We start from the raw sequence: 21,391 nt of genomic DNA on the forward strand, positions 1-21,391 counted from the left end.
CCGGAAAGCAATCCGGCCAGCGTGCCGACTCGCGTCGCGCTTTCCTGCCGTTGCAGCACCGCCGTTCGCAACATTCCCGCCTCATCGCATCGTGCCGTTCCGTTTCATCCGAAACCTGAAGGAAGCTCGGGCATGCCCGCATTTGATTCGCACTCCTGCATTCGCAGCGAACCGCCGCACTGACGATTCCCGTTCGGGGCGATGCGCTCGCCTCGACGCCGGCCGGATGCGCGCCGCCTGACGCGCGCCGGCACCGGGCGAGATCCTCATCCGTCTCGCCCGCCGCTTTTGATGGTGCAGTTCCGCTTCATCCGACGCAGCACCCGGCCGGGCCGCAGGGGGCGTATCGCGAGCCGGCCGGTTCCAGACAAACACAAGAGACGAGGTCCATCCAATGAACATTCATCGAACCGGAGTGCGGCGCGCATGGTTGCCCGCGCTCGTGGCGGCCGCGACGCTCGCCGCGTGCGGCGGCGACGACGGCGGCAGCGTGGCGGGCGTGTCAGCGCTCGCGCAGGGCCAACAGGAGGGGGCCGCCGCCGCGGCCGATACATCCAGTGCGCAATCGCTCGCGTCGCGCTTTTCGCCGTCGGGCGTGCCGTACGCGAACCCGGCGAGCGGCGGACGCTACAAGCCGGTGATCAGCAACGGCCAGGTGCAGCCGTCGCTATCGGGCGGCACGATCGAGGAGAACGCGTGGGTCGACACGCCGGTCGATTCCGACGGCGACGGCACGCGCGACCGCATCCACGTGCGCATCGTGCGGCCGTCCGAAACGGCGAGCGGCGCACGCACGCCCGTCATCGTGCTCGCGAGCCCGTATTACGCGGGGCTCGCCGACAGCCCGAACCACGACGTCGACGTCGAACTCGACGGCACGCCGCATCCGGCCGCGACCGCCGGTGCCGCGGCATCGGCGTCCACGCGCATCCTGGCCGCCGCGCCGCAATCGCGGATGCTGCAGCAGGTCGAGGCGGCCGCCGCCGGCCGCTCGTGGATCGAAAGCTACTTCGTGCCGCGCGGCTTCACGATCGTCTACGCGGATTCGCTCGGCACCGCCGGCTCGGACGGCTGCCCGACGATCCTGACGCGCGACGAATCGGTCGCGATGGCGTCGGTGATCCGCTGGCTCGGCCGCGACGCGACCGCGAAGGACGCGAACGGCAAGGCGGTCGTCGCGAACTGGTCGACCGGCCACGTCGGCATGTACGGCGTGTCGTACGACGGCACGCTGCCGAAGATGGTCGCGAGCCTGCGCACGCGCGGGCTCGACGCGATCGTGCCGATCGCCGGGCTGTCGAACATGTACGGCTACTACCGCTCGGGCGGCCTCGTGCGCGCGCCGGAAGGCTATCAGGGCGAGGATGTCGACGTGTACATCAAGGCGCTGCTGACGAACGCGCATCCGGAGCGCTGCACGCACCTGATCGACGAAGCGCTGCAGCAGGAGGACCGCAAGACCGGCGACTATTCGCCGTTCTGGGCCGCGCGCGACATTCCGACCGCGTTCGCGGTCGCGCCCGCGCTCGTCGCACAGGGGCTCACCGACGACAACGTGCGCGTCGACCAGTCGACGTCGTGGTATCTGGCGATGCGACGCCAGGGCGTGCCGACCCAGCTGTGGCTGCATCGGCTGAAGCACACCGATCCGACCCGCGTGCCGGCGATGGCCGATGCCTGGACGGCGGAGGTGAACCGGTGGTTCACGCGCTACCTGATCGGCTATGACAACGGCGTCGAGCAGGATCCGCGCGCGGTGATCGCGCAGGCGGACGGCACGCTGCTGAAGGAAGCCGACTGGGCCGCGCGCCACGCGACGCCGATCACGTACTTTGCGGGCGGCGACGGCGCGAGCACCGGCACGCTGCTGCGGCTGCCGAGCGGCGGCCCGCTCGCGCGCTTCACCGACGATGCGCGTATTCCCGCGCTCACGCTGGCGAACACAGCGACCGGCGAAAACCGCAGCCGCTTCGAGACCGCCCCGCTGACGGCCGCGGCACGCCTGTCCGGCGCCGCGACCGCACGCGTCAGGCTGACCTTCACGGGCGTCGCGAACGTGACGGCCTTGCTGGTCGACCGCGCGCCGGACGGCACGGCGACGATCGTCACACGCGCATGGACCGACCCGCGCAACCGGCTGTCCGAGTGGGTGTCGCAGCCGGTGCTGCCCGGCATGCCGTACGACCTGAAGCTGACCTTCATGCCGCGCGACTACAAGCTGGAAGCCGGCCACCGGCTGGGGCTCGTCGTCCTCTCCAGCGACTACGAGGCGACGCTGCGGCCGACGCCGGGCACCGGGCTGACGCTCGATCCAGCCGGCACGTCGGTGACGGTGCCGCTGGCTTCGCCGTCGACGGGCGCGTAATCGTGCGCCGGCTGCCGGCGTAACGCACCGTCTCCCCCGCCTGCATGCCCGTCGATGCGGGCGGGGGATCGCTTCATGAAGGGAGTGCCGGGCCGATCGTCGCGAAATCGTGCCGAGCGACGAGTACAACCCGTTCGGCTGGATCGATCTCGATGCCGACAAGCCGGCGAACCTGCCGGATTTCTACCGGGCATTCTGCACGCGCGCGAAACTGATTCGATGCCGCCGCCCGGCGCTCACACCGGCGTCAACACCGGCTGCCCCGCGAAATGCCGCGCCGCGTTGTCGAGAAACTGCCGCACCGAACGATCGAGCGCCTCGGGCGACCAGCCGCCCATGTGCGGCGTCAGCACGACGCTGTCGAGATCGGTCAGCGCACGTGGCGGCTCCGGTTCGCCTTCGTACACGTCGAGCCCCGCGCCCGCGATGCGCCGCTCGCGCAGCGCGTCTGCCAAAGCAGCGGTATCGACAACACTGCCGCGCGACACGTTGACGAGAAAGCCGCCGGGGCCGAGCGCGTCGAGCACGGTGCGACCGATCAGGTGCCGCGTGCCCGCGCCGCCCGGCGTCGCGACGATCAGGAAATCGGCCCACTGCGCGAGCGCGTCGACCCGGTCGAAATAGCGGTACGGCACGGGCTTCTCCGAGCGGTTGTGATAACCGATCTCGATGTCGAAGCCGGCCGCGCGGCGCGCGCACTTCTCGCCGATCTTGCCGAGCCCGACGATGCCGAGCTTCTTGCCCGACACGTTCGGCGGCATCGACAGCCCGTCGCGCCACACGCCCGCACGGGTTTTCGCATCGAGCTGCACGACGTTGCGCACCGCCGCGAGCAGCAGCGCGAACGCGTGATCGGCGACGCAATCGTCGTTGGTGCCGGCGCCCGTGACCACGGTAATGCCGCGCGCCTTCGCGTGCGCGACGTCGATGTGCTCGTAGCCCGCGCCGAGCGCGCTGACGAACGTGAGCTGCGGCAGCCGGTCGATCTCGGCGGCGGTCAGCCCGGTGCTGCCGTTGGTCAGCACCGCGCGAATCGTGCTGCCGTGTTCGGCGATCGCGCGTTCGCGCGCGTCGGCAGTCGGGGCATAACGCACGTCGAATGACGCGGCGATCTCGCGATGCGCGTCGCCGCGCAATGCGATGAGGACCAGCAGCTCGGGCTTCATGTCAGCAAATGTCCGCAGGCGGGGAACGAATTTCAGTGTAACAAGCCCGCATGACGGATGCGGGTTATCCCCACACCGGCTGTGGACACGCCGCCGCACGCGGTTTGCCAAAGCCCGCTCAGTCAAGTAACTTTCGGCGTACGCCCCCGTCCTGGAGATTGGCCCCGATGAAGCTCGCCCTGCCCGCCCGGATCCTGGGCCTCGCGTTCGCCGCCGCGATCGTCGCGCCCGGCGCGCATGCCGACACGCCCGTCGTGGTGTCGTCGAAGATCGACACCGAAGGCAACCTGCTCGGCAACCTCATTTCACAGGTGCTGAAGGCCCACGGCATTCCCGTCACCGAAAAGATCGCGCTCGGCACGACGCCGATCGTGCGCAAGGCGCTCACGAGCGGCGAGATCGACGTCTACCCCGAATACACGGGCAACGCCGCGTTCTTCTTCAACAAGGCCGACGACCCGGTGTGGAAGAACGCGAGCCAGGGCTACGACACCGCGAAGCAACTCGACTACGCGGCGAACCATCTCGTGTGGCTCGCCCCGGCGCCCGCGAACAACACGTGGGGCGTCGCGCTGCTCGCGCCCGTCGCGCAGTCGCAGCACCTGAAGACCTTCTCCGACTTCGGCAAGTGGGTGGCCGGCGGCGGCAAGGTGAAGCTCGCGGCGTCGGCCGAATTCGTGAACAGCGCGTCCGCGCTGCCGTCGTTCGAGAAAGCGTACGGCTTCAAGCTGAAGCCCGAGCAGCTCGTCGTGCTGTCCGGCGGCGACACGGCCGCGACGATCAAGGCCGCCGCGAACCAGACCGACGGCGTGAACGCCGCGATGGTCTACGGCACCGACGGCGGCATCGCGTCGAGCGGCCTCGCGGTGCTCGACGACGACAAGCACGTGCAGCCCGTCTATGCGCCGGCGCCGGTGATCCGCGAAGCCGCGCTGAAAGCGCATCCGCAGATCGCCGACTTGCTGAAGCCGGTGTTCGCGAGCCTCGACCTGAAGACGCTGCAATCGCTGAACGCCCGCATCCAGCTCAACGGCGAGCCGGCGGCCGGCGTCGCGAAAAGCTACCTGAAAGCGAAGGGTTTCGTGAAATGACGCAGCGCGCGGCAGCGTCCGCGCGGCGCGTCACGCTCGACAAGGTCGGCATCCTGATCGGCATCCTGACGATCGTCGCGGTGTTCGGCCTGTCGTTCGCGGTGCTGCGGCCGAACCGGATCGCGGCCGGCACCGGGCTGTCGGTGTTCGCCGCGCTGCCGCCGATGCAGGGCGCCGCGCTCGCCGCGCTGTGGACCGTCGGCGCGCTGTGGGCGATGACGGCGAGCCGTCCCGCGTGGCGGCTCGTGGCCGGCTGCGCGGGGCTCGCAACGCTCGCGTATGCGGTCGGCGCGGCCGCGGCGCACGCCGTCGCGCCCGACGACATGCTGGCCCGCGTGTCGCCCGATGCCGGCGTCTGGCTGCTGCTGTTCGCGTGGGCCGTGCTGATCGCCGACGCGCTCGCGCGCCTCGCGTTCGGCCCGTGGCGGCGCCTCGCCGCGCTCGCCGTCGCGATAGCAGCGGTTTCCGTGCCGCTCGCGACCGGCTGGTGGGACGGCCTCTCGGTGATGCGCGAATACGCGGTGCGCAGCGACGATTTCTGGCGCGAGGCGATCCGTCACGTGTCGCTCGCGGGCGGCTCGGTCGCCGCCGCGCTCGTCGCGGGCGTGCCGCTCGGCATCGCCTGCGCGCGCATCGCAACGGTGCGCACCGTCGCGATGCCCGTGCTCAACATCGTGCAGACGGTCCCCAGCATCGCGATGTACGGGCTGATGATGGCGCCGCTCGGCCTGCTCGCCGCGCACGTGCCGCTCGCCGCCGCGCTCGGCATCCGCGGCATCGGCGTCGCGCCGGCCGTGCTCGCGCTGTTCCTGTATTCGCTGCTGCCGATCGCATCGAGCGTCGTGGTCGGGCTCGAACAGGTGCCGCCGCACGTGACCGAAGCCGCGCGCGCGATGGGCATGACGCGCACGCAGCGGCTGTTGCGCGTCGATCTCGTGCTCGCGCTGCCGGTGATCCTGAGCGGCGTGCGCATCGTGCTGGTGCAGAACATCGGCCTGACCGCGGTGGCCGCGCTGATCGGCGGCGGCGGGTTCGGCACCTTCATCTTCCAGGGGATCGGGCAATCGGCCGCCGATCTCGTGCTGCTCGGCGCGATCCCGACGATCGCGCTCGCACTGGCGGCCGCGGTCGTGTTCGAAGCCGCGACGTCGCTCGCGAAGGGACGTGCAGGATGATCGAGATCGAACGGGTCGGCAAACGCTTCGGCGACGCGGTCGCCGTCGACGACGTATCGCTGACGGTGCAGCGCGGCACGATCACCGCGCTCGTCGGCGCATCGGGCAGCGGCAAGTCGACGCTCCTGCGCATGATCAACCGGTTGATCGCGCCGACCAGCGGCACGATTCGCATCGACGGCGTCGATACGGCGACCGTCGCGCCCGAGCAATTGCGGCGCGGCATCGGCTATGCGATCCAGGGGCACGGGCTGTTTCCGCACTGGAGCGTCGCGCGCAACATCGCGACCGTGCCGCGCCTGCTCGGCTGGCCGGCCGAGCGCATCGACGCGCGCGTGAACGAACTGCTCGACCTGTTCCATCTCGCGCCGGCCGAGTTCGCGGGCAAGCTCCCGCACGAACTGTCGGGCGGCCAGCAGCAGCGTGTCGGCGTGGCGCGCGCACTCGCCGCCGAGCCCGCGATGCTGCTGATGGACGAGCCGTTCGGCGCGCTCGATCCGATCATCCGCAACAAGGCGCAGGACGACCTGTTCGCGCTGCAGCGCCGCCTCGGCATCACGGTCGTGATCGTCACGCACGACATCGAGGAAGCGCTGAAGCTCGGCGACACGATCGCGGTGATGGACGGCGGCCGGCTGCTGCAGGTCGCGTCGCCGGCCGAGATTCTCGGCAAGCCGGCAGCCGGTGTCGTCGAACAGCTCGTCGCGGGCGTCGACCGGCCGCTGCGCCTGCTCGCGCTGACGCCGATCGACGCGGTGGCCGAACCCGGTCACGCCGACGGCGAACCGATCGCGGCGACGCGCACGCTGCGCGACGCGGTGTCCGAACTGTTGTGGCGCGGTATCGATGCGCTGCCCGTCGACGATACGGCCGACGGCAGCCGTCACGCACACGGCCCCCGCCGCATCACGCTCGACGCGATCCGCTCGCACGCGAGGAAGCCCGCATGACGACGCGCGGCAACGTGCAGCCCAAGCGGTCTTCGCTTCCCGCGTACGTCGCCCGCGCGGCCGCGCTCGCGCTGCTGCTCGTGCTGCTGTTGCGTCCCGCGTGGCTGCAGGGCCTGTTCGCGCCGTTCGCGGACAACGGCGCGCCGGTGATCTACGATCGCGCGAGCCTGCTCGATCTCACGCTCGCGCATCTCGGCACGGTCGCGCTGTCGAGCCTGATCGGCACGGTCGTCGCGGTCGCGGCCGGCATCGCGGTCACGCGGCCGTTCGGCGCGGATTTCCTGCCGGTCGCGCGCAGCGTCGTCGACATCGGCCAGACCTTCCCGCCGGTCGCCGTGCTCGCGCTCGCCGTGCCGGCCGTCGGCTTCGGCCTGAAGCCCGTGCTGATCGCGCTCGTGCTGTACGGGCTCCTGCCGGTTTTCGAAAGCACGATCGCGGGGCTCGAGGACGTGCCGCGCGACGTCGTCGACGCCGCGCGCGGGATGGGGATGAGCGGCTGGCAGCAACTGGTGTCCGTCGAGCTGCCGCTCGCGTTCCCGGTGATCGTCAACGGCATCCGGCTCGCGGTCGTGATCAATCTCGGCACCGCGACGATCGGCTCGACGGTCGCCGCGCGCGGGCTCGGCGACGTGATCATCGCGGGCCTGCAGACCTCGAACACCGCGTTCGTGCTGCAAGGCGGCGTGATCGTCGGCTTGCTCGCGGTGCTCGTCAGCGATGCGATCGGCGCGATTGCGCGGGCGGCGAGCGCGCGGCGCGCGTAGAAGCCAGCCGTCACGCAGTTTTTCGAAGGAGCGACCATGGCTGTTCTCGACACCGGCCCGTTTTTTCATGGCACGAAAGCGGATTTGCGGATCGGCGACTTGCTGACGGCAGGCTTCCGATCGAATTACCGGGACGACGTCGTGATGAATCACATCTATTTCACGGCCCTGCCCAAAGGCGCCGGCCTGGCGGCGGAAATGGCCAAGGGCGACGGCCGGCCGCGGGTCTACATCGTCGAGCCCACCGGCGAATTCGAAAACGACCCGAACGTCACGGACAAGAAATTCCCCGGCAATCCGACGCGATCGTATCGAAGCACATCGCCTTTGAAGATCGTTGGCGAACTCGATAGCTGGGAACCGTACGATCCGGCGTTCATCCAGCAGCTCAGAACCCGCATCGAAACCGGCATCGGCGAGATCATCAACTAGCGTTTCGTTCGCGCCGATTCGCGAATCATGACGTTCCCGCGATAGCGCGGACGAATCCCGGGAAAAAACGGAAACGCCCGGTTCGTGCGGACTCCGATGCGTGTCCGCGCAACGATCGGCGCGTCGATGATCTCGAATGTGACAAGCCTACACGTCGCTTTCATTCAAACCCGCGCTCGACCACTCGCCGCGATTGGTCGATATACTGTGCGCCTCCCATTTCCCCGCACTCCACCATGCGACGACGGTTCTTCTGGCTGATCGTGCTTTCGCTCGGCATTGCGCAACAGGCCGCGGCGCAGCAGACGCCTGCATTGCCTGCATCCGCACCCGACGCACTGGCATCGGCGCCGACTGTCGCGTCCGCGCCGCTCGCCAATGCCAACGATCAGCCCAACGAAGCAAACCGCCGCATCACGTCCTACCTGACGAAGAAATTCGGCGTCGCACGAGAAAAGGCCGCGAAGCTCGCGGATATCGTGAGCGTCACTGCGACGAAATATTCGCTGCCGCCGGCACTCGTTTACGCGATTATTTCGATCGAATCGCGCTTCCAGGAAAAGGCACGCGGCCAGCACGGCGCAACGGGGTTGATGCAGGTCGTGCCGGCGGCGCACCGCGGCATGCTGCGCAACGTGAAGGACCTGACCGAACCGAATGCGAACGTCGAAGCAGGCTCGCGGATTCTGGCGGGCTACGTGAAGGCGGCCGGCGGCAACGTGCAGGCCGGGCTGAAGAGCTACAGCGGCGGATCCAGTGCGTATGCGGCGAAAGTGATGCAGCGGGTCGATTCGTTCCGGTTCGTGCTCGAACCTGAAGACGATGCGAAAGGCGCGAATACTCCGAACGATGCGAACGACGGGAAGGCGCACATGGTGCCGGTCAGTGATCCGTCAGCGGCGCCCACCGCGAACCGCAACGCGAAGTAAGCAATGGGCACCCGCGTTCGTACTGCTTCGGCCCGACGCTGCGGCCGGACTCGCGAAATCGCAGACGAGTTGGGCCGCCTTTGCCGGCGATACTTGCGACTACGTGAAGACCGCTAATCCGCAGCAGACGATTCCGAGTGACGCGTGGCTGAACTGTTGGGTGGATTTCAGTCAGGCGCGCGTGCGCATCCTGAAGAAGTGGGAAGCCAGTTGACGCGCCCGAACTGAACTGCCGCCCGTCCCGTATCGCCCGTCATTCCTGCACGCAATGCGCGCCGGGATCGGTGTATATGGTCGATGAGCACTCGCTCAAAGCAGCGCGACGTCGACCTTCGGCACCATGGGCGAAATGCGCAGAATACGCTCGGCCTGAGTACGTATGTAATCCGAAATGCGATCCACCCATGCGCGCTCGTCGCCCGTGTAGACGCCTGATTCCGCCAGCTCGGGAGCCAGTTCCGCAGCCAACGTCGCCATCCGCGTCATTTCACGGGCAACGAGTGCCGGCCGGATTCGTGCACGATGCGCGAAGTCCGCGAGCGCGAAAGCGGTCAGTTCCTCCGTGCGAAACACGTCGCCGTACGCCATCGCCATGTCCTGCACATAAGCGTCGCCGTACACGTTCACGCATACCAGATCGTAAAACGGCGCCGGCTCGAGCCCGGTGCTGCTGACAAAAAACGAAATGTTCTTGCCATGCGCGTCGCTGTTGCCGATCAGCAGTTGCAGCAACGCCCAGCGCAGCATGACCGTGCGCGCGGCGGCCGGTGTCTCCAGAAACGACGTCAGCGAAAACAGCTTCTCGAAGCTCACGCCTTCGCGAATATTGCGCACGTCCGCGTTGTTGCCGAGATTGCGTTCGTATTTGAGCGTCGCCGGCAAGTCGAGGGCCTGGCATCCATCGATGACATGAAGCCGTCGCACAGCGCTCACGCGCTGCGGATCGGCCGGGTCGGTCGTCACGAGCCGGTCGAATCTCTCGATCAACAGAATGGGCTCGGGGATACGTCGAATCTCGACATGCGCGACCGGCAAACCCATGCGGGCCGCCAACGTCATGCAGAAATGCTCGTTGGCGACCATGAACGGCGCGTTCGCGCTGCGCGACTCGGGCTTCAGAATATGCGAGCTGCTCAGCGTCCCGTCCACAAGGGCAAACTGCTCGCCTTCGACGAGCACCTGCAACTTGTCCTGATGACCGGCGATCGACAGGCGCACCCGATCGTCCCAGACGGGAAACGGGATCGCATCGCGCTTGCGAATACGGTCGGCCAGTTCCTCCGCGGAGATCGGTCGGCGCACGGGTTCGAGAGGTTCGGATGTCCGCGCGGCCTCATCGTCGTCCGGAACGAAGCTCAACGCACCAACGGGCTCCTTGCCAAGCATCCGGATGAGACCGAATACGTTGTCCTTCGATATCTGATACATCGATGCGGCCACGTCGAGTGCGCGGCCCTCGGGAAGCAGATTGCCCACGAAGCGCTGGATCGCGCCCACCGGCGGCTTGCCGCCATCGAGCGGAATGCATGGCGACAACGCAAACGCGTCTGCCCACGCGAGCCACGAAGGATCGTAGGAAAAACCGTAGTCATCGCGGCGGGCATCATAGGTCAGTTGTCCGACCGGCGAGCCGTCAGCCGAAATCCGCAGGCGATGGATCATCACGCGCCCTCGGACGAACGGGACGTGCCAGGCGAAGCGGCACGCATCGTCGCGTGATCGCGCACTGCCTTGCGCGCCACCTGAACGTCGCGTTTCGGCACGACGAGCAAATTCAGGCCAAAGCCGTCCAGCACCTTGAACAACTTGTCGAGACTCACCGCACGCCCGTTTTCGAGGCGTGACAGTACGTCCTTGGAGACGCCAAGCATGTCGGCTGCATCGTCGATCCGCATGTGGTTCTGCGCGCGCCGGTTGCGCACAAGCGCCCCCAAGGCGGTGAGATCCAGTGCGAGCGGGTCAGGTATCGCGACGGGTTGCGGTAGGGTGCGGGCCATAATTCCGGAATTTCAGGAACAAAGCGCCATCGAAGGTCGATCGACAGCATAGTTACGGGAATATCGGAATTATAGTGGTTCGTCGGCCAGATCGCCAATTGTTCCGATATTTCAGGAATAAAAACGCCAAAGGCCGGCGGCGGCCCATTATTCTGATATTTCAGGAACTATAAACGAGTACGGCGGCGCATTCGCGCCGCCGCCCCATGGAGTCACCGGATCACCTCCCTCGTGCCTTGACCCGGCCCCCTCTGATCAAAGCTGCCCCGCCGCCCCCGTCCACCGCAGGTAATCCCCGCGCGTCCAGTCGAGCGACACACCCACGCGCTTCGTCCCCGGCCGGATCTTCGGCTTGTACACCGACAGCGTCAGCGACTCCAACGCCGGCCATTCGCGAAACGACATCACAGCGACATCCGCGACGAGCGTTTCGAGCAACCGCGTATGCGGCTTGTGCGCCAGAAACGCCGCAACACGCGCGCAGTACCCGTCGTAGTCGATCCACTCGCCCTGCTCGCTCGGCTCGCAGCGATACCCGAGCCTCGCATCGATCACGATCGGCTGCGGCGCTTCATGCTCGTGCGCATGAATGCCGATCCGCGCGGGCACCTTCAGTTCGTCGACGAACACGCTCCAGCCGCGCCCGCGCAGGCGCGGCGCGTCGATCGCCACGAACGGTTCGTCGAACGGCTTCATGATGCAAGCGGCGCCGCGGCGTCGAGCATGATGCGCACGAAATAGTCGGCGAAGCTGCGACGCAGGACGATCTCGAACGTGTCGTCGCCGGTCGGGATCAGCGTGATCGGCGACTTGAAGTAGTGCGACTGCGCGCACTGGCCCGGCTTGAACACGCGCGGATGCAGATCGAGCGGGCAGCCGCGCGCGATCACGTCGCGCACGCGTTCGCCGCTGACCTCGACGACCGTGTAGCCGCTGCCGACGTCCACGGCCGCCGCATACAGGCCCTGCACGGCCTCCGCCAGCTTCGCTTCGAGCACGCCGGCCTGAACCGGCCCGTTCGACCGCACGAGCCATTCGTCGGGGCCGAGCCACAGCACGTCGTACTCGGCGCCGCGCGCTACCGTGTTCGGCGCCGCGGGCGGCCGGCAGCCGACCACGCGCTCGAACGCGGCGACGAATGCCGGATCGCTCAACTCGCCGCGCACGTTGACGAGATCGAGGAACGGCCGCTCGCGCAGCGTGAACTTCTTCGATGCGCGCGCCTGGTGCGCTTTCAGCACGTCGGCCGCGCCGACGAACGGCGATTCAAGCGTCACGCCGCCCGCACCCGCCACCTGCGTCTGGTTTCTCGTTTCATTCCACATGCTGACGCACCCCTTCGGTATCGTAGAAAACCGGGCTCGAGATCTTCGCGGTGATGCGCTTGCCGTTGGCCAGCGGAATCACGACGCTCTCGCCCATCTTGTTCAGGCCGCCCTTCACCACCGCAAGCGCGATCGAGCGCTTCAGGATCGGGCTGTAGTAACTCGACGTCACGTGGCCGATCATCGGCGTCGGATCGACCGCCGACACCTGGGTATCCTTCGCGATGATCTGCGCGCCTTCCGGCAGCACGAACTGTTCGTCTTCGGTCAGCAGGCCGACGAACTGCTTGCGGCCTTCCTTCGCGGTATCCGAGCGCGACAGCGAACGCTTGCCGAGGAAGTCCTTCGACTTCGCGACGACGCCGCCCATCCCGAGGTCGAACGGCGTGATCGAGCCGTCGGTGTCCTGGCCGACGATGATGTAGCCCTTCTCCGCGCGCAGCACGTGCATCGTCTCGGTGCCATACGGCGTGATGTCGAACTCGGCGCCGGCCGCCATCAGCGCTTCCCACACCGCGCGGCCCGCGTTCGCCGGCACGTTCACTTCGTAGGCCAGCTCGCCCGAGAAGCTGATCCGCATCACGCGCGCCTTCGCGCCGGCAACCGTGCCGTTGCGGTAGCTCATGAACGGGAACGCTTCATTGCCGAAGTCGATGTCCTGGCACACCTTCTGCACGACCTTGCGGCTCTTCGGGCCGACCACCGCGAACGTCGCCCAGTGATCGGTAACGGACGCGAGCCGCACCTTCATGTCGGGCCATTCGGTCTGCAGCCAGCGCTCGAGCCACGTGAGCACGCGCGCCGCGCCGCCGGTGGTGGTCGTCATCATGAAATGCTGGTCGGCGAGGCGCACGGTCACGCCGTCGTCGAACACCATCCCGTTTTCGTCGAGCATCAGCCCGTAGCGGCACTTGCCCACTTCGAGCTTGTTCCACGGGTTCGTGTACATCCAGTTCAGCAGCTTCACCGCGTCCGGGCCCTGGATGTCGATCTTGCCCAGCGTCGACGCGTCGAGAATGCCGACGCCGTTACGCACCGCGAGGCATTCGCGCTTCACGGCCGCATGGAGATCCTCGCCGTTCTTCGGGAAATACCACGGGCGCTTCCAGTTGCCGACGTCCTCGAACATCGCGCCGTGCTCGACGTGCCATTCGTGCACGGCCGTCTTGCGGATCGGGTCGAGGAAATCACCCGTCTCGCGGCCCGCGAACGTGCCGAACGACACCGGCGTGTAGTTCGGGCGGAACGTCGTCGTGCCCGTTTCCGGAATCGTCTTGCCGAGCGCGCCCGCGAGGATCGCCATCCCGTTGATGTTGCCGAGCTTGCCCTGGTCGGTGCCGAAGCCCATCGCCGTGTAGCGCTTCACGTGCTCGACCGACTCGAAGCCTTCGCGCGCGGCGAGCAGGATGTCGGCCGCCGCGACGTCGTTCTGGAAGTCGACGAACTGCTTCGGCCCGCGTGCCGCGACCTCGCGGCTGCCGACGAGCCACAACGGCTGCAATGCGCCTTCGACGGTTTCGGCGACCTGCGGTGTAGCGGGACGCTGCGCGGCCGTGAAGCCCGCCGCCTTCGCCGCTTCCACGCCCGCATCGACCGCGAGCCGCAGCGCACGGGCCAGCCCGAATTCGCCGGCCGCCGCGCCGATGCTCGCTTCCGCCTGCACGGGCTTGCCCGGCAGGAAACACGCCTTGTCGTCGTTCCAGCACGCCTTGCCGCCCGACTGCGCGAACAGGTGCAGCACCGGGCTGAAGCCGCCCGACATCGCGACGAGGTCGCACGGCAGCGTCTGCAGCTTGCCGCCGGTCTGGCCGTTCGAGTAGGACGCGACGTCGACCGACGATACGCGCCACTTGCCCGAAGCGGCCGTGACGACCGCACCGCTCATCACCGTCACGCCCTGCCGCTTGGCCGCCGCCGGCAGCGCGCCGTTCGACGATGCACGCGAATCGACGACCGTCACCTTCGCGCCGCACGCCTTCAGGTCGAGCGCGGTCTGGTATGCGCGGTCGTTGTTCGTGAACACGACCACGTTGCGGCCCGGCAGCACGCCGAAGCGATGCACGTAGGTCGACACCGCGCCCGCGAGCATCACGCCCGGCAGGTCGTTGTTGCCGAATACGATCGGCCGCTCGTGCGCGCCGGTCGCGAGGATCACGCGCTTCGCGCGGACCTTCCACAGCAGTTCGCGCGTGCCCTTGCGCATCGATACCGGCAGGTGATCGGTCAAGCGCTGCGTGACCGTCACGAGGTTGTGGTCCTGATAGCCGAACGCGGTGCTGCGCGACAGGATCGTCACGTCGGGCAGCTTGCGCAGTTCGGCCTCGATCTTCTCGACCCATTGCAGCGCGGGCTTCGCGTCGATCTCCGCGCGGCACGACAGCAGGCTGCCGCCGAGTTCGCGCTGGTCGTCGACGAGGATCACGCGTGCGCCGGCGGTCGCTGCCGCGTGCGCGGCGGCGAGGCCCGACGGGCCACCGCCGACCACGAGCACGTCGCAGTGCGCGTAGCACTTGTCGTAGCGATCGGCGTCGAGCACCTCGGGCGCCTTGCCGAGGCCGGCCGCTTCGCGGATCTTCTCTTCGTACTTCGGCCACATGTTGCGCGGCCACATGAACGTCTTGTAGTAGAACCCGGCCGGCATGAAGCGCGAGAACTTCTGGTTGATCGCGTACTTGTCGTTCTCGAGCGTCGGCTCGGCGTTCACGCTCGTCGCGACGAGGCCCTGATACAGCTCGATCTCGGTCGCGCGTGCGTTCGGCACCGTGTACGGGCCGGTTTCGAGCTGCACGACGGCATTCGGTTCCGCGACGTCGGCCGTCACGATCCCGCGCGGACGGTGATACTTGAAGCTGCGCGCGACGAAGTGCACGCCGTTCGCGAGCAGCGCGGACGCGAGCGTGTCGCCCTGGAAGCCCTGATACGTGCGGCCGTTGAACGTGAACGTCAACGGAATCGCGCGATTGATGCGGCCACCGGTGCCGAGGCGGTCTTTCTGGCTCATTTGCTCGTGCCCTCTTCGTGTGCGTTGCCGGCAGCGGCGCTATTGGCAGCCCCGCCGAACTTTTCGTAGCCCTTGATATCGTAGGTGACCGTGTCGCGCGTCACCTTGAACCAGCGGCGGCACCCCTGCGTGTGCAGCCATTGCTCCTTGTGCAGCCCGCGCTTGTTCTCGCGCATGAACACGTATTCGCCCCATTCGCGGTCGGTCATGGTCTCGTTCGCCACCGGGCGCACGATGTCGGCTTCGCCGCCGCACGTGAACTCGGATTCGGCGCGCGGCCCGCACCACGGACATTCGATCAGCAACATGTTTCTTTCTCCTCAGTGCGGTTAGTGCGCGACGGCGGCAGCGCCGTGCTCGTCGATCAGGTGGCCCGTGTAGAAACGGTCGAGCGCGAACGGCGCGTTCAGCGGATGCGGTTCGTCGCGGGCGATCGTGTGCGCGAACACCCAGCCCGAGCCCGGCGTCGCCTTGAAGCCGCCGGTGCCCCAGCCGCAGTTGAAATAGAGGCCCTTCACGTCGGTCTTGGTGATGATCGGGCACGCGTCCGGCGACACGTCGACGATGCCGCCCCACTGGCGGTTCATCCGCACGCGCGAGAACACCGGGAACATCTCGACGATCGCCTGCAGCGTGCTTTCGATGATGTGGAAGCTGCCGCGCTGGCCGAAGCCCGTGTACTGGTCGATACCGGCGCCGATCACGAGGTCGCCCTTGTCGGACTGGCTGATGTACGCGTGCACCGCGTTGGACATGATCACCGAGTTGACGACCGGCTTGATCGGCTCGGACACCAGTGCCTGCAGCGGATGGCTTTCGATCGGCAGACGCACGCCGGCCATGTCGGCGAGCGTCGTCGTGTTGCCGGCCGCGACCACCGCGACCTTCTTCGCCTTGATGAAACCCTTCACGGTGTCCACGCCGACCACCGCGCCGCCTTCGCGGCGAATGCCCGTGACCTGGCAGTTCTGGATGATGTCGACGCCGGCGCGGTCCGCGCCGCGCGCGAAGCCCCAGGCCACCGCGTCGTGACGCGCGACACCCGCACGGCGCTGGATCGATGCGCCGAGCACCGGGTAGCGACTGTTCAGGTTGATCGTCGGCTCGATTTCCTTGATCTGCGCGGGCGTCAGGAATTCGGCGTCGACGCCGTTCAGCCGGTTCGCGTTCACGCGGCGCTCGGTGTCACGCACGTCCTGCAGCGTGTGCGCGAGGTTCATCACGCCGCGCTGGCTGAACATCACGTTGTAGTTCAGGTCCTGCGACAGCCCTTCCCACAGCTTCATCGCCTTCTCGTACAGCGCGGCCGATTCGTCCCACAGATAGTTCGAGCGCACGATCGTCGTGTTGCGCGCGGTGTTGCCGCCGCCGATCCAGCCTTTCTCGAGGATCGCGACGTTCGTGATCCCGTGCTCCTTCGCGAGGTAGTACGCGGTCGCGAGGCCGTGGCCGCCGCCGCCGACGATCACGACGTCGTATTCCTTCTTCGGCTCCGGGCTCTTCCACTGCTTTTCCCAGTTCTCGTGATACGAGAGGCCGTTGCGGAACAGGCTGAATATCGAGTAGCGGCTCATGTTTGGATCCTTCGTTAGCATTCGATGACGTTCACGGCGAGACCGCCGCGCGACGTTTCCTTGTATTTCGTCTTCATGTCGGCGCCGGTTTCGCGCATCGTCTTGATCACGGAATCGAGCGATACATAGTGCTGGCCGTTGCCCTTGAGCGCCATGCGCGATGCGTTCAGCGCCTTGATCGCGCCCATCGCGTTGCGCTCGATGCACGGGATCTGCACGAGCCCGCCGACCGGGTCGCAGGTCATCCCGAGGTTGTGCTCCATGCCGATCTCGGCCGCATTCTCGACCTGGTCGGGCGTGCCGCCCATCACCGCGGCGAGCGCGGCGGCGGCCATCGAGCACGCGACGCCCACTTCGCCCTGGCACCCGACTTCCGCACCGGAGATCGACGCGGTTTCCTTGTAGATGATCCCGATCGCCGCGGCCGTCAACAGGAATTCGACGATGCCGGCTTCGTTCGAGCCCGGCACGAACTTCACGTAGTAATGCAGCACCGCAGGGATCACGCCGGCCGCGCCGTTGGTCGGCGCGGTGACGACGCGGCCGCCGGCCGCGTTCTCTTCGTTCACGGCCATCGCATACAGGTTGACCCAGTCGAGCATCGACAGCGGGTCGCGCAGCGATTCTTCCGAACGCGAACGCAGGCGGCCGTTCAACTCGGCCGCGCGGCGCTTCACGCGCATCGGGCCCGGCAGGTCGCCCTCGACCTTGCAGCCGCGCTCGACGCAGGCGGCCATCGTGCGCCAGATCGCGAGCAGCCCGGCGCGCACTTCGTCGGCGGGGCGCAGCGCGCTTTCGTTGCGCAGCATCAGTTCGGCGATCGACAGCCCGTGTTCGCGGCACTGGCGGATCAGGTCGTCGCCGGTGCGAAACGGATACGGCACCTCGACCGCCGCGCGCACGCCGTTCACGCGATCGCCGTCGCGGTTCACGACGAAGCCGCCGCCGACCGAGTAATACTCTTTCTCGACGAGCAGCTGGCCGTGTTCGTCGAATGCCTGGAAGCGCATCCCGTTCGGGTGCACGATGCTCGTGCCGCTCATCAGCTTGCGATAGAAGCCGATGTGTTCCTTCTCGTCGAAGCGCACCGTCTGCTTGCCGAGCAGCGACAGCGACTTCTCCGCGCGAATCTCGGCGAGCCGCGGCTCGATCAGGTCCGGATCGATCGTGTCGGGCAGGTGGCCCTCGAGGCCGAGCAGCACGGCCTTGTCGGTGCCGTGGCCCTTGCCGGTCGCGCCGAGCGAGCCGTACAGCTCGACCCGCACGCGGCGCACGAAGCCGAGCAGGTTCGCGTCCTCCACGTGCGACGCGAAGCGGCACGCGGCGATCATCGGGCCGACCGTATGCGAACTGGACGGGCCGATGCCGATCTTGAACAGGTCGAACGCGCTGACGTTCATCTGGCTTCCTTTGGGTTGCATGCGTGAAATGTCGTTGGGCACCAGTACATCAAAGCGTAAAATCGGCCGATAGAACAAAAACGGCATCGGCGTGGGATAGCGCCGCCAAGCGCCGCGCCGGCCGGCCCGAAAGTGCGTTTTGGCGATGGTTCGCGACGTAAAACCACAAGTCCGGCCACGGCCGATCGGCGACGCTGGCTGCATCCGCGCCGCCCCCGGCAGCCGTAACCCGCAACCAGAGTGAAACGAGTGAGACCGCCTGCCCGGCGTGACGAGATTGGCCGCGATGACCCCCGACGTACCCGCTTCCCCCCTCGCAGAACCCGCGCCGCGGCGCATCCGCTTCGGCATCGTGCTGCTGCCGAACTTCACGCTGACGGCCTTCTCCGGCTTCGTCGACATGCTGCGGCTGTCGGCCGACGATGGCGACTACAGCAAGCCCGTGCGCTGCGCGTGGAGCGTGATCGGCGAGACGCTCGCGCCGGTGCGCGCAAGCTGCGGGATCCAGATCACGCCGTGGGAGACGTTCGACGCGGCCGAGCCGTTCGACTATGTGGTGGTGGTTGGCGGGCTGCTGCATTCGGGGCCGCAGGCCGGCCCTGAAACGCTCGAGGTCATCCGCCGCGCGGCTGCCGGCGGCGCGACGGTCGTCGGCATCTGCACCGGCGTGTTCACGCTGATGCGCGCCGGCGTGCTCGACGGCTACCGCACCTGCGTGAGCTGGTTCCATTACTGGGACTTCATCGAGCGCTTTCCGTCCGCCGATCCCGACCTGCTGATCGCCGACCGGCTGTTCGTGATCGACCGGCGCCGGATCACGTGCTCGGGCGGCCGTGCGTCGATCGACGTCGCCGCCGCAATCCTGCTGCGCCATTTCGATCATGCGACCGTGCAGAAGGCGCTGCGCATCCTGCTCGTCGGCGAGATGCAGAAAGGCAATGCGCCGCAGCCGCATCCGCCGGGCCTCGAGCCGGCAACGCATCCGAAGGTCAAGCGCGCGATTCTTCTGATGGAACAGCACGTCGGGCGTGCGCTGCCGCTCGAGGAACTCGCGTGCAAGCTCGACCTGTCGACGCGGCAGCTCGAACGGCTGTTCAAGGCCGAGACCGGCAAGAGCCCGCAGGCCTTCGCGAAACAGGTGCGGCTGCGCACGGCCGCGTGGCTGCTGACGAGCTCGGACCGCACGGTCGCCGATATCGCGTCGAGCTGCGGATTCGCCGATGCGTCGCACCTCGGGCGCGAATTCCGCAAGCAGTTCGGCGTGCCGCCGGCGACGTATCGCGAGCGCGGCGGTGAAGTAGCCGAAGTCGGCGCGACGCCCGATGCGTCGGCCGACGCCGTCGAGGACATCGCCGACTGACGGCTCCGGGGGCGGCCCGCCCCTTCCCTGATCGATCGCAGGACAACGCACGTTCGCGCCGGTTTCGATTGATTTGAAACCGGTTCCAGTCAAATTGGCCGAGGTTGCCCACGGCAAACGAGGGTTATTCCGGATGCTGATGCACGCTCAAATTTGTATGATGACCACATCACCTTACAAACCTGAGCACCCATGTTCGAGAAAATTCCCGCCCGCGCGATGAGCGACCATGTCGCGCAGCAACTGCTCAAGCAGATCGAAGTGGGCAGTTTCTCGGCTACCGGCAAGCTGCCGACCGAAGCCGTGCTTGCGCAGGAATTCGGCGTGAGCCGCACCGTGATTCGCGAGGCGATCTCGCGGCTGAAGAACGAAGGCGTGGTCGAGCCGCGCCAGGGCAGCGGCGTGTTCGTGAACCAGCACGGCGCGATCCGGCCGCTGCGGATCGACTACGCGGAAGCCGTCGAGGCGAGTTCGCTGCCGCACCTGCTCGCGGTGCGCCGCGCGATCGAGGCGGAAGTCGCGGCCGAAGCCGCGCTGCACCACACCGCCGACGACATCGCCGACATCGACGACGCGCTGCGCAAGATCGATGAAGCGGTGGCCGAAGGGCGCGACGGCGTCGCGGAAGACGTCGCGTTCCACCGCACGATCGCGGCCGTCACCGGCAACCCGTATTTCCTGAAGACGCTGCAGTTCCTGAACCAGTACCTCGAAGCCGGCGTGAAGGTCACGCGCAGCAACGAGGCGACGCGCGAGGATTTCTCGCGGCAGGTGCGCGACGAGCACGCGGCGATCGCCGATGCGATCCGCGCACGCGACCCGATGGCCGCCCGCAACGCGGCGCGCACGCACATGTACAACGCGGCCCGCCGTCTCGCGGAAGCCGGCATCTGCTGAAGCCGGCGGCGCCCGCCGCCTTTGCCCGGAACCTCTCCCGAATCGATCAAGGTTGACCATGTCAAGAAATGTTGGAGTCATCGGCCTCGGCGCGATGGGCCTCGGCGTCGCACGCTCGCTGCTGCGCGCCGGCCTGCGCGTCCATGCATGCGACGTGCGCGACACCGTGCTGCAGGCGTTCGCCGCCGAAGGCGGCATCGCGTGCGCGACGCCGGCCGAACTCGGCGCGCGGTGCGACGTCGTCGTCACGCTGGTCGTCAATGCCGCGCAAACGGAAACGGTGCTGTTCGGCGAACACGGTGCGGTCGCGGCGATGAAGCCGGGCGGCGTCGTGATCGCGAGCGCGACCGTCGCACCCGAATTCGCGGTCGCGCTCGGCGCACGCGTCGAAGCGGCCGGCCTGCAGATGCTCGACGCGCCCGTGTCCGGCGGCGCCGCGCGCGCGGCCTCCGGCGAGATGACGATGATGACGTCCGGCCCGGCCGCCGCCTATGCGGGCTGCGAGGACGTGCTCGCCGCGATCGCCGGCAAGGTGTACCGCCTCGGCGACGCACACGGCATCGGCTCGAAAGTGAAGATCATCAACCAGTTGCTGGCCGGCGTGCATATCGCGGCCGCCGCCGAAGCGATGGCGCTGGGCCTGCGCGAAGGCGTCGATGCCGACGCGCTGTACGACGTGATCACGCACAGCGCCGGCAATTCGTGGATGTTCGAGAACCGCGTGCCGCACATCCTGAACGGCGACTACACGCCGCTGTCGGCCGTCGACATCTTCGTGAAGGATCTCGGCCTCGTGCTCGATACCGCGCGCCGCAGCAAATTCCCGCTGCCGCTGTCGGCCACCGCGCACCAGATGTTCATGAGCGCGTCGAGCGCCGGCCACGGCGGCGAGGACGATTCCGCCGTGATCAAGACTTTCCCCGGCATCACGCTGCCGCCCGCCCGCTGATTCGAACGACGCGCCT

General features: G+C 67.6%; 19 protein-coding genes. 10 read left to right on the forward strand and 9 right to left on the reverse strand.

The features are described from left to right. The first annotated feature begins 394 nt into the window (after positions 1-394). On the forward strand, positions 395-2,365 hold the full coding sequence (locus HWX14_RS35085; RefSeq protein ID WP_175886629.1) for a Xaa-Pro dipeptidyl-peptidase: 1,971 nt from the start codon (positions 395-397) through the stop codon (positions 2,363-2,365). A gap of 236 nt (positions 2,366-2,601) precedes the next feature. Here the strand turns inward: HWX14_RS35085 and HWX14_RS35090 are convergent, their stop codons facing one another. Continuing rightward, a complete protein-coding gene (locus HWX14_RS35090) occupies positions 2,602-3,531 on the reverse strand; it encodes a 2-hydroxyacid dehydrogenase (protein ID WP_175886630.1) in 930 nt (309 codons plus the stop codon). A gap of 167 nt (positions 3,532-3,698) precedes the next feature. On the opposite strand from HWX14_RS35090, the gene HWX14_RS35095 reads away from it, so the two are divergent. From HWX14_RS35095 to HWX14_RS35120, 6 genes are all read left to right on the forward strand, one after another. Further along, entirely contained in the window at positions 3,699-4,622 is a 924-nt protein-coding gene (locus tag HWX14_RS35095) for an ABC transporter substrate-binding protein (RefSeq protein WP_175808395.1), read from the forward strand. After that, positions 4,619-5,797, forward strand: coding sequence for an ABC transporter permease (locus tag HWX14_RS35100; protein WP_175886631.1), 1,179 nt, complete (start codon positions 4,619-4,621; stop codon positions 5,795-5,797). The genes HWX14_RS35095 and HWX14_RS35100 overlap by 4 nt, the downstream gene beginning before the upstream one ends. Further along, positions 5,794-6,747 (forward strand): ABC transporter ATP-binding protein, encoded by a 954-nt coding sequence (locus HWX14_RS35105; protein WP_175886632.1) that lies wholly within the window; start codon positions 5,794-5,796, stop codon positions 6,745-6,747. Before HWX14_RS35100 ends, HWX14_RS35105 begins: the two co-directional genes overlap by 4 nt. Then, positions 6,744-7,511 (forward strand): ABC transporter permease, encoded by a 768-nt coding sequence (locus HWX14_RS35110; protein WP_175886633.1) that lies wholly within the window; start codon positions 6,744-6,746, stop codon positions 7,509-7,511. The genes HWX14_RS35105 and HWX14_RS35110 overlap by 4 nt, the downstream gene beginning before the upstream one ends. A 36-nt stretch (positions 7,512-7,547) precedes the next feature. Next, positions 7,548-7,943 (forward strand): NAD(+)--rifampin ADP-ribosyltransferase, encoded by a 396-nt coding sequence (gene arr / locus HWX14_RS35115; protein ID WP_175886634.1) that lies wholly within the window; start codon positions 7,548-7,550, stop codon positions 7,941-7,943. Between the two features lie 236 nt (positions 7,944-8,179). Beyond that, positions 8,180-8,872 carry a lytic transglycosylase domain-containing protein gene (locus HWX14_RS35120; RefSeq protein ID WP_175886635.1) on the forward strand — a complete coding sequence of 231 codons (693 nt, stop codon included), beginning with the start codon at positions 8,180-8,182 and terminating at the stop codon, positions 8,870-8,872. Positions 8,873-9,181: 309 nt separating this feature from the next. On the opposite strand, the gene HWX14_RS35130 is transcribed toward HWX14_RS35120, so the two are convergent. The 8 genes from HWX14_RS35130 to HWX14_RS35165 form a co-directional block, all read right to left on the reverse strand. Continuing rightward, positions 9,182-10,534: a HipA domain-containing protein gene (locus HWX14_RS35130; RefSeq protein ID WP_175886636.1), complete on the reverse strand. Its 1,353-nt coding sequence runs from the start codon at positions 10,532-10,534 to the stop codon at positions 9,182-9,184. After that, entirely contained in the window at positions 10,534-10,869 is a 336-nt protein-coding gene (locus HWX14_RS35135; RefSeq protein ID WP_175886637.1) for a helix-turn-helix transcriptional regulator, read from the reverse strand. The genes HWX14_RS35130 and HWX14_RS35135 overlap by 1 nt, the downstream gene beginning before the upstream one ends. A gap of 255 nt (positions 10,870-11,124) precedes the next feature. Beyond that, positions 11,125-11,565: a dihydroneopterin aldolase gene (locus tag HWX14_RS35140; RefSeq protein ID WP_175886638.1), complete on the reverse strand. Its 441-nt coding sequence runs from the start codon at positions 11,563-11,565 to the stop codon at positions 11,125-11,127. Further along, positions 11,562-12,194: a sarcosine oxidase subunit gamma gene (locus tag HWX14_RS35145; protein ID WP_175886639.1), complete on the reverse strand. Its 633-nt coding sequence runs from the start codon at positions 12,192-12,194 to the stop codon at positions 11,562-11,564. The genes HWX14_RS35140 and HWX14_RS35145 overlap by 4 nt, the downstream gene beginning before the upstream one ends. Beyond that, positions 12,184-15,195 (reverse strand): sarcosine oxidase subunit alpha family protein, encoded by a 3,012-nt coding sequence (locus HWX14_RS35150; protein ID WP_175886640.1) that lies wholly within the window; start codon positions 15,193-15,195, stop codon positions 12,184-12,186. The genes HWX14_RS35145 and HWX14_RS35150 overlap by 11 nt, the downstream gene beginning before the upstream one ends. Next, the gene (locus HWX14_RS35155; protein ID WP_006749887.1) at positions 15,192-15,503 is read right to left on the reverse strand and encodes a sarcosine oxidase subunit delta; all 312 of its coding nucleotides are present in this window, start codon (positions 15,501-15,503) and stop codon (positions 15,192-15,194) included. Before HWX14_RS35155 ends, HWX14_RS35150 begins: the two co-directional genes overlap by 4 nt. Before the next feature lie 21 nt (positions 15,504-15,524). Further along, positions 15,525-16,769, reverse strand: a complete 1,245-nt coding sequence (locus tag HWX14_RS35160; protein ID WP_006480591.1) for a sarcosine oxidase subunit beta family protein — start codon at positions 16,767-16,769, stop codon at positions 15,525-15,527. 14 nt (positions 16,770-16,783) lie between these two features. Beyond that, positions 16,784-18,169, reverse strand: a complete 1,386-nt coding sequence (locus HWX14_RS35165) for an L-serine ammonia-lyase (RefSeq protein ID WP_175886726.1) — start codon at positions 18,167-18,169, stop codon at positions 16,784-16,786. Between the two features lie 286 nt (positions 18,170-18,455). Here HWX14_RS35165 and HWX14_RS35170 point away from each other — a divergent pair, with 286 nt between their 5' ends. The 3 genes from HWX14_RS35170 (at position 18,456) to ltnD (ending at position 21,375) form a co-directional block, all read left to right on the forward strand. Continuing rightward, complete coding sequence (locus HWX14_RS35170) at positions 18,456-19,529, forward strand: GlxA family transcriptional regulator (RefSeq protein WP_175886641.1); 1,074 nt, start codon at positions 18,456-18,458, stop codon at positions 19,527-19,529. 192 nt (positions 19,530-19,721) lie between these two features. Continuing rightward, positions 19,722-20,426 (forward strand): FCD domain-containing protein, encoded by a 705-nt coding sequence (locus HWX14_RS35175; RefSeq protein WP_175886642.1) that lies wholly within the window; start codon positions 19,722-19,724, stop codon positions 20,424-20,426. A gap of 58 nt (positions 20,427-20,484) precedes the next feature. Then, positions 20,485-21,375, forward strand: coding sequence for an L-threonate dehydrogenase (gene ltnD, locus HWX14_RS35180; RefSeq protein WP_175886643.1), 891 nt, complete (start codon positions 20,485-20,487; stop codon positions 21,373-21,375). Positions 21,376-21,391: the final 16 nt, after the last annotated feature.

The organism is Burkholderia sp. BCC0044 (genome assembly GCF_902832955.1).
Classification (GTDB): Bacteria; Pseudomonadota; Gammaproteobacteria; order Burkholderiales; family Burkholderiaceae; genus Burkholderia.

Coding starts and splice junctions, on each gene's coding strand:
- HWX14_RS35085 (WP_175886629.1), top strand. CDS start 395: ATGAACATTCATCGAACCGGAGTGCGGCGCGCATGGTTGCCCGCGCTC.
- HWX14_RS35090 (WP_175886630.1), bottom strand. CDS start 3,531: ATGAAGCCCGAGCTGCTGGTCCTCATCGCATTGCGCGGCGACGCGCAT.
- HWX14_RS35095 (WP_175808395.1), top strand. CDS start 3,699: ATGAAGCTCGCCCTGCCCGCCCGGATCCTGGGCCTCGCGTTCGCCGCC.
- HWX14_RS35100 (WP_175886631.1), top strand. CDS start 4,619: ATGACGCAGCGCGCGGCAGCGTCCGCGCGGCGCGTCACGCTCGACAAG.
- HWX14_RS35105 (WP_175886632.1), top strand. CDS start 5,794: ATGATCGAGATCGAACGGGTCGGCAAACGCTTCGGCGACGCGGTCGCC.
- HWX14_RS35110 (WP_175886633.1), top strand. CDS start 6,744: ATGACGACGCGCGGCAACGTGCAGCCCAAGCGGTCTTCGCTTCCCGCG.
- arr (WP_175886634.1), top strand. CDS start 7,548: ATGGCTGTTCTCGACACCGGCCCGTTTTTTCATGGCACGAAAGCGGAT.
- HWX14_RS35120 (WP_175886635.1), top strand. CDS start 8,180: ATGCGACGACGGTTCTTCTGGCTGATCGTGCTTTCGCTCGGCATTGCG.
- HWX14_RS35130 (WP_175886636.1), bottom strand. CDS start 10,534: ATGATCCATCGCCTGCGGATTTCGGCTGACGGCTCGCCGGTCGGACAA.
- HWX14_RS35135 (WP_175886637.1), bottom strand. CDS start 10,869: ATGGCCCGCACCCTACCGCAACCCGTCGCGATACCTGACCCGCTCGCA.
- HWX14_RS35140 (WP_175886638.1), bottom strand. CDS start 11,565: ATGAAGCCGTTCGACGAACCGTTCGTGGCGATCGACGCGCCGCGCCTG.
- HWX14_RS35145 (WP_175886639.1), bottom strand. CDS start 12,194: ATGTGGAATGAAACGAGAAACCAGACGCAGGTGGCGGGTGCGGGCGGC.
- HWX14_RS35150 (WP_175886640.1), bottom strand. CDS start 15,195: ATGAGCCAGAAAGACCGCCTCGGCACCGGTGGCCGCATCAATCGCGCG.
- HWX14_RS35155 (WP_006749887.1), bottom strand. CDS start 15,503: ATGTTGCTGATCGAATGTCCGTGGTGCGGGCCGCGCGCCGAATCCGAG.
- HWX14_RS35160 (WP_006480591.1), bottom strand. CDS start 16,769: ATGAGCCGCTACTCGATATTCAGCCTGTTCCGCAACGGCCTCTCGTAT.
- HWX14_RS35165 (WP_175886726.1), bottom strand. CDS start 18,169: ATGAACGTCAGCGCGTTCGACCTGTTCAAGATCGGCATCGGCCCGTCC.
- HWX14_RS35170 (WP_175886641.1), top strand. CDS start 18,456: ATGACCCCCGACGTACCCGCTTCCCCCCTCGCAGAACCCGCGCCGCGG.
- HWX14_RS35175 (WP_175886642.1), top strand. CDS start 19,722: ATGTTCGAGAAAATTCCCGCCCGCGCGATGAGCGACCATGTCGCGCAG.
- ltnD (WP_175886643.1), top strand. CDS start 20,485: ATGTCAAGAAATGTTGGAGTCATCGGCCTCGGCGCGATGGGCCTCGGC.